Source organism: Pusillimonas noertemannii (assembly GCF_003096595.1).
GTDB classification, from domain to species: domain Bacteria; phylum Pseudomonadota; class Gammaproteobacteria; order Burkholderiales; family Burkholderiaceae_B; genus Pusillimonas; species Pusillimonas noertemannii.
Genome location: NZ_QEKO01000005.1, coordinates 231,421 through 238,458 on the forward strand (window position 1 = coordinate 231,421; position 7,038 = coordinate 238,458).

General features: G+C 63.8%; 6 protein-coding genes. 5 read left to right on the plus strand and 1 reads right to left on the minus strand.

The genetic code is table 11. From position 1 onward, the window contains the following. Window positions 1-27: 27 nt before the first annotated feature. Window positions 28-1,062: an aromatic ring-hydroxylating oxygenase subunit alpha gene (locus C7440_RS16335; RefSeq protein WP_116519247.1), complete on the minus strand. Its 1,035-nt coding sequence runs from the start codon at window positions 1,060-1,062 to the stop codon at window positions 28-30. 455 nt (window positions 1,063-1,517) lie between these two features. On the opposite strand from C7440_RS16335, the gene dctP reads away from it, so the two are divergent. Genes dctP through C7440_RS16365 form a run of 5 tightly spaced genes read left to right on the plus strand, consistent with a single transcriptional unit; the run spans window position 1,518 to window position 6,690 of the window. Beyond that, window positions 1,518-2,498: a TRAP transporter substrate-binding protein DctP gene (gene dctP, locus C7440_RS16345; RefSeq protein ID WP_218940701.1), complete on the plus strand. Its 981-nt coding sequence runs from the start codon at window positions 1,518-1,520 to the stop codon at window positions 2,496-2,498. Further along, on the plus strand, window positions 2,495-3,052 hold the full coding sequence (locus C7440_RS16350) for a TRAP transporter small permease (RefSeq protein ID WP_116519250.1): 558 nt from the start codon (window positions 2,495-2,497) through the stop codon (window positions 3,050-3,052). The genes dctP and C7440_RS16350 overlap by 4 nt, the downstream gene beginning before the upstream one ends. Further along, a complete protein-coding gene (locus C7440_RS16355) occupies window positions 3,049-4,359 on the plus strand; it encodes a TRAP transporter large permease (protein ID WP_116519251.1) in 1,311 nt (436 codons plus the stop codon). Before C7440_RS16350 ends, C7440_RS16355 begins: the two co-directional genes overlap by 4 nt. A gap of 25 nt (window positions 4,360-4,384) precedes the next feature. Continuing rightward, window positions 4,385-5,164, plus strand: a complete 780-nt coding sequence (locus C7440_RS16360) for an SDR family oxidoreductase (RefSeq protein ID WP_116519252.1) — start codon at window positions 4,385-4,387, stop codon at window positions 5,162-5,164. Between the two features lie 32 nt (window positions 5,165-5,196). Further along, a complete protein-coding gene (locus tag C7440_RS16365; RefSeq protein WP_116519253.1) occupies window positions 5,197-6,690 on the plus strand; it encodes a 3-hydroxyacyl-CoA dehydrogenase in 1,494 nt (497 codons plus the stop codon). Window positions 6,691-7,038 lie beyond the last annotated feature (348 nt).

Genomic DNA, 7,038 nt, shown 5'->3' on the forward strand with positions numbered 1-7,038 from the left:
GTATGGAAAAGCACGAAAATGCCGTGGTCAGGCGTTTTGGCGTTCTGCCTGGGCGAGCCGGTCGACGGTGCGGCGCATGTGGATGCGTGCGGCATCCGAAACGATGTCGACGAGGTCGCCCTCGCCGGTGGACGAAAGCATGGCCTGCTGGGCCTCGACGACGGTCTTGTCCTCTTTGAAGGCGGTGTCGATCTCGCGGAACAGGTCTTCGGTGGCTTGCGGCTCGTCTTGGCGGTATCCGTTGGCGGCCGACCAGAAATAAAAGCAGGTCGTGTCGGTTTCGGGCGTGAGTCCGTGGAAGATGCGAAGCGAGAAGCCCGGCTGGTCGCGGTTTTCGGCCGCGTTCTTGCCGCTGTCTATGCCGCCCGTCCATTGCAGCACCGTGCCCGGCGCAATGTATTGGAACTCCATCCAGCGGTCGATGCGCTCGGCCAGGTCGACCGCCTTGCGGTAGGTGGGCGGCGGGGCGGATTCCATCAGCCAGCGTATGAAGTGCAGGCCGTCGTCGCGGGGCGTGACCTTCATTTGCGCCTCGACGTGGGCCTTGGGGTTGCCGCCGATGGTGTTCTTGTGCACGAAGGCCAGGTGGGTAAGGTCCATCAGGTTGTCGACCAGCAGCATGTAGTTGGCCTTGACGCGATAGACCTGATGCTTGTGGGGCCATTTGGCGTGGTCGTTGTGATACGGGTACGAGACGATGCGCGCCGGGTCGGCATTGGCCGGATCGCCCATCCACACCCATACGATTTCATCCCGCACCACCACGGGGAAGGACCGTACCCTGGCCTTGGCGGGTATGCGCGCCTGCCCGGGTATGTGCACGCAGGCGCCGTGCTCGTCGAACACCATGCCGTGGTAGCCGCATTCAAGCCCTTCGGGCACGACCTGGCCCAGGCTGAGCGGAGTGCCGCGGTGACAGCATCTGTCGTGCAATGCGCCGATTTCGCCAGTTTCGGGATTATTGAAGAAGACCAGGGAAACGCCGCACAGCGTTCTGGGGAAGGGCGCCTGGGTGATTTCGTGTGCCCAGGCTGCCATGTACCAGGCATTTTGAATGAACATGAGGGCTTCCTCCGTAGGGTTGGGCGTTCACATCGCCTTGTTTATGTATACGCTGAATAGCTTATTTCCATTTTAAAACGCAAAATATTGGAGTTATCCCCAATTAATGTATACGTTTAGTGAGAAGACCGCCTGAATTTAGCTTGCGGTGAAAGCATCGAGCGGATCCGATCCGGCCAAGGCATTCGGCAGCGCCTGGACGGCCGCGGTATCGAAAGCAGGGCACAGCCCTCGCCGCCGCAAGGCGGAAATGCTCGGATGCGGCGTGCGTCCCTTCAAACAATTTTGCAGGGCGGAACTGGTTGCCGGCATTTTCATTGACGCTCCCGCATGCGGTCCTTATCTTGTATTGAACGAACCCCGCTCGCGACGAACCACTTGCTGTTTCCATACGGACGTCGCCGCCGGGCACATAAAGAGCGAGCCGCTTGTGCGGCTCCCACATGGAGACAATCATGCTCAGGCGTTTACTATTCCTCGCAGTGGCGTCGGCGGGCATCGCCGCCGCATCGGCCGTCCAGGCCAAGACCCTTACCCTGCTGTCCAGTTGGGACAACAATTACAACGCCGTGCCGGTGTTCGTCGACAAATTCGTCGAGCGGGTCAAAGACAAAACCAACGGCGATCTCACCATCCAGGTCCGCGGGCCCGAAACCGTTCCGCCCTTCGAGCAGCTGCAGCCGGTTTCCAGCGGCCTGTTCGACCTGCTTTTCACTCACGGCGCCTATCACCTGGGCGAGACAGGCATGGCCTTCGGCATGGACGCCGTCAAGGACGATCCGGCCGCGAGGCGCGCCAGCGGCATCTACGAATTGATCGACAAGCATTACAACGAGCGCAATTTGAAATTGCTGGGCGTGTTCTCCAACGCCTCGGGCTATCACATCCTGCTCAAGAAACCCATCGGCGCCGATGGGGCGCTGCAGGGCCGCAAGATCCGCGCTTCCAGCACCTATCACGAGATGATCCAGGCGCTGAACGGCGCCGTGGTCACGCTGCCGGCCAGCGAGATCTTTTCCGCTCTCGAGCGGGGCGTGGTCGACGGCGCGGCCTGGCCTGTGTTCGGCGCCATGGAGTATCGCTGGTACGAAGTGGCCGACCACATGACGCGCCCCACCTTCGGCGTTACCAACCAGACCATGTTCATCAATCTCGATTCCTGGAACGACCTCAGCCCCGAACAGCAGCGGGCGCTTGAAGAGGCCGCCAAGGAAATCGAGGTGGAAGGGCGGGCCGAGTTCGAGAAGCTCTGGGCCAAGGAAGACGCCGACATGCAGAAGGCGGGGCTGGCCATCACCCAGTTCGGTCCCGAGGTGGCGCCCAAGGTCAACACCATGTTTGCCGACGGCGTCTGGAAGCAGGTCGAGCAGCATGCCGGGGCGGACGGCCAGGCGTTTCATAAGCTGGCCGTTGAGAAAGGCCTGGCCCTGGAATGAGCGGCGTCTCATCGGGGCCGAGCGGGGCCTGGCGCCTGCTTTGCTCCCTGGCCCGGGCTCACGATTTTCTGACGCGGCTTACTTTCTGGGTGGCAATGATAGGCGTTGCCTACCTGACCACCGTGCTTGCCTGGGAAGTTCTGGCGCGCTACGCGCTGCGCCAGCCCACCGGCTGGGCGCCCGACACGGCCGCGCTGGCGTTCGGGCTGGCCACCTTCCTGGCGGCGCCCACGCTCAGCAAAGAGGGCGGCCACGCCGACATGCGCCTGGTGGTCGATACGCTGCCGGCCTCGGCCGCCGTCTGGCTGCGCCGTTTCACCATGCTGCTGGCCTGCGCCGTATGCTGGCTGGCGGCCTGGTTCGGCTATAACGAACTGCTGCGCCTCTTCCAGCGTGGCGTCATGGTCATTGCCGTCACGCCCATGCCCAAATGGTGGCTCATGGCGGCCATCGTGTATTCACTGGTCAGCATGGGCCTGTATTTCTTGCGGCATTTCCTGACTTCGTTTTGCGGCACCCCGGCCAGCGCCGGGCGAGGCGGGGAATTCTCATGATCGAGTGGCAAATATTCATTACCTGCGTCGTGGTGCTGATGCTGGGCCTGTTCGCCACGGGCTTGCCCATATTCCTGGCCTTTCTTACCCTGAACCTGGCCGGCCTGTATGCATTGACGGGCAATTTCAAGGGTGTGCTGCTGGTCGTCAATTCCATGTTCGACACCAGCACCAGCATGTCGCTGGCAGCCATTCCCCTGTTCATATTGCTGGGCGAGATTCTGTTCCGGTCCAGCGCGGTCAACGTGGTGTTCAACGCCGTTGACGCCGTGGTGGGCGCCGTGCGTGCCCGCCTCTACATCGTCAGCGTCGTGCTCTCCACCGTGTTCGGCGCCTTGTCCGGTTCGGCCATGGCGGTGGCGGCGATGATGGGCTCCTCACTGCTGCCCGAGATGCTGAACAGGGGCTATAACCGGCGCCTTTCAATGGGCACCATATTGGGTGGCTCCAGCCTGGCGCCCATCATCCCGCCCAGCGTCATGGCCGTGGTGCTGGGCATACTGGCCGGCGTCTCTATTTCAAACCTGCTGGTGGCGGGCATCGTGCCGGGGCTCATCCTGGGGGCGGTATTTTTCGGCTATGTCGTATTGCGGGTCAAGCTCAATCCCTCGCTTGCGCCGCCGTCCACCACCGATGCGCATCTTCCGGCCCAGGTGCGGCTGGGCATGGTGCTGAAGGCGCTGCCTTTCGTGTTGATCATCGTGGCCATCATGGGCCTGATCATCGCGGGCGTGGCCACGCCCACCGAGGCGGCGGCCGTCGGCTGCGTCGTGGCGCTGATCATCTGCAGCCTGTTCGCCACGCTGAACCTGGGCAAGCTGGCCGAAGCCCTGCGCTCCACCGCCTGGACGACCTCGATGATCATGATCATCATGGTGTGCTCGGTCTCGTTCAGCCAGATACTCAACATGAGCGGTGTCACCACCAGCCTGGTGCAATCGGTCATCTCGCTTGACTGGTCGCCGGTGCTGATGTTCGCTCTGCTGATGGCCTTGGGCTTCGTGCTGTGCATGTTCGTCGACCAGATCGCTGTCATGATCTTGCTGGTGCCCTTGTACAAGCCCATAATCGCGGGCCTGGGCTTTGATCCCCTGTGGTTCTGGGCCATCTTCCTCATCAACGTCTCGGTGGGCAACATCACGCCGCCCTTCGGCTACACGCTGTTCACCTTGCAGGGCGTGGCGCGCGGCGTGCCCATACAGGAACTTTACCGGGCGGCCTTGCCCTTCATCGTGCTCTATGTGGTGATGATCGCGGTGTTTGCGCTGCTGCCGGGCCTGATCACTTTTCTGCCGTCGCTGATGTAGGCGGCGCGACACACAGGAGCAAGCAATGGATTTGGGTATAGAAGGACGCTCGGCGCTGGTGCTGGGAGGCAGCCAGGGCCTGGGGCTGGCCTGCGCCAAGGCGCTGGCCGAGGCCGGGGTGCGCGTGGCGATCAATGGCCGCGATGAACAGCGTGCCGGGCAGGCGGCCCACTCGCTGGGCGGGCAGGCCGTGGCCATTGCCGGCGATGTCTCGGTTCCGGCCGAACGCCAGCGCATCATGCAGCAGGCGCGGCAGCACCTGGGCCCGATCACCATCCTGGTCACCAATGCGGGCGGGCCGCCGCCCGGCCCGGTCGAGGGCCACGAACGCGACGCCTGGCTCAAGGCGCTTGAAACCAATATGCTGGCCGCGCTTGATTTCGCGGTCATGGCGCTGCCCGACATGAAGTCCGACGGTTTCGGGCGCATCGTCAACGTAACTTCGTTCACCGTGCGCGAACCCTACGCCAACATGGGCCTGGCCACGGGAGTGCGGGCCGGCCTTACCGGCGCCATGTCCAGCTTGGCCCAAGAGGTCGCCGGCCTGGGTATTACGGTCAACAACATACTGCCCGGCCTCATGGACACCGGCGCGCTCGTGCGGGTCTACGCGGCCCAGTCCAAGCGCGAGGGCATCACGCAGGACGAGGCCAAGGCGCGCATGGCGGTCTCGGTGCCCATGGGACGCCTGGGCACGGCCGAAGATTTCGGGCCCGTGTGCGCCTTCTTGTGCTCGAGGCATGCGGGCTACATGACAGGGCAGAACATCACGGTCGATGGCGGGCTGGTGCGCTCCCTGCTGTAACGCCGGCGGGCCGGGCTATTCGGAGAAAATCCATGACTCAGAAGGAACCGTCCATCTCCCTGGGCGTAGTGGGCGCGGGCGCGATGGGCGCCGGCATTGCGCAGGCCGCGGCGGCCAGCGGCATCGAGGTGCATCTTTTCGATGCGCGAGAGCAGGCGGCGAAGCAGGCTTGCGACGCGATCGGCGCAAGGCTGGACAAGCGGGTGGGGCAGGGCAAGCTTGCCGCCGACGAGGCCGGGCTGACGAAGCAGCGCCTGCATGCCGAGGGCGACCTTGCGGGGCTGAAGGACTGCGATGTGGTCATCGAGGCCATCGTTGAAGATCTTGGCGCCAAGATCGGCTTGTTCGAGCAGCTTGAAGACCTCTTGCGGCCGGAAGCCATTCTGGCCTCCAATACTTCGTCCATTCCGATCGGGGCGTTGGCGGCTGGGCGGCGGCATCGCGGACGCTTCGCGGGCATGCACTTCTTCAATCCCGTGCCGGTCATGAAGCTCGTCGAGATCATTGCCGGCCCCGACACCGGGGCGGCGGTTCTGGACCAACTGGCGGGTCTGGCGCGGCGCATGGGCAAGACGCCCGTGCACGTGCGCGATACGCCGGGCTTCCTGGTCAACTTCGGCGGGCGGGCCTACCCCACCGAGGCGCTGGCCATCGTGCAGGAAAACGTGGCGACGCCCGCCCAGGTCGACGCGGTCATGCGCGACTGCCACGGCTTTCGCATGGGGCCGTTCGAGCTGATGGACCTGACCGGCATGGACGTGAACTTCCCCGTCACGCGCTTTGTCCACGAATGCTATTTCTACGACCCCCGCCTGCGCTCTACTCCCTTGCACCGCTATATGGTAGAGACGGGCCAACTGGGCCGGAAGACGGGGCGGGGGTTTTTTCAGCATGGCGAGGGGGCGCCCGATACGGCCGTTGAGCCCGGCTTTGATGCGACCCCTGCCACGGCGGTCTTCGTACACGGGGAATCGAGCCTGCTGCGCGAGCTGGCAAGTGAATGCGGTGCGCAACTGCTTGATTCGGACGACGGCCGCTCTCCGATCCTGGTGCCGCCCCTGGGCGAGGACTGCACGGCCTATGTGTGCAGGGAAGGGCTGGATCATCGTCGGGCGGTGGCGGTGGATACGCTGGGCGACACGCGCAGCCGGGTCACGATCATGGCGGCGCCGGGGGCGGATGGGCAGCTTGTGGAAAGCGTGGGGGCGCTGTTTTCGGGCCGCCGCAAGGTAACGCTTATCGGCGACTCTCCGGGCTTCATCGGCCAGCGGGTGGCGGCGATGGTGGCGAACCTGGGTTGCGAGATGGCGCAAGGCGGCGTGGCCAGCGTAGAGGACATTGACTGCGCGATGCGGCTGGGCTTGAACTATCCTTTGGGGCCGCTTGAAATGGCGGATGCTTTGGGTGTGAAGAGCATCCACCTGATCTTGCAGCGGCTTCAGGCGCTGACCGGCGACGACCGCTACCGGCCTAGCCAATGGCTGCGCCGTCGGGCGCAATTGGGGCTTTCGGCTCGGGAATGTTAATGGCTGGTTTTTGCGCGGGGGTGAAGTAGAGGGATGCCGGAGAGAAGAAGACCATCGTGGCGATGATCAAGCTTTTAGGCCTTGGCCTGGGCAAGCGCTGTTTTCAGCTTAAAGCCGGTGCGCTGTGCCTCGGAAAGCTGTCTTTGGGTCTTTAAGCCGGCGCGCTGCGGGGTAAGTATTTTGGGCGCCGGAGAGCTTCGGCCCGGCTTTGCCGGGCTGCCCTCGCACCCTATCATTTTTGGGGCGCCCGCAAAAATCGGGATAGGGGGCAGCCTTGAGGCTGCGCCCCTCCCACACCACCCGGCATGCGGGTCCGCACCGGGCGGTTCGAGAAGTTGAGGTTTATGC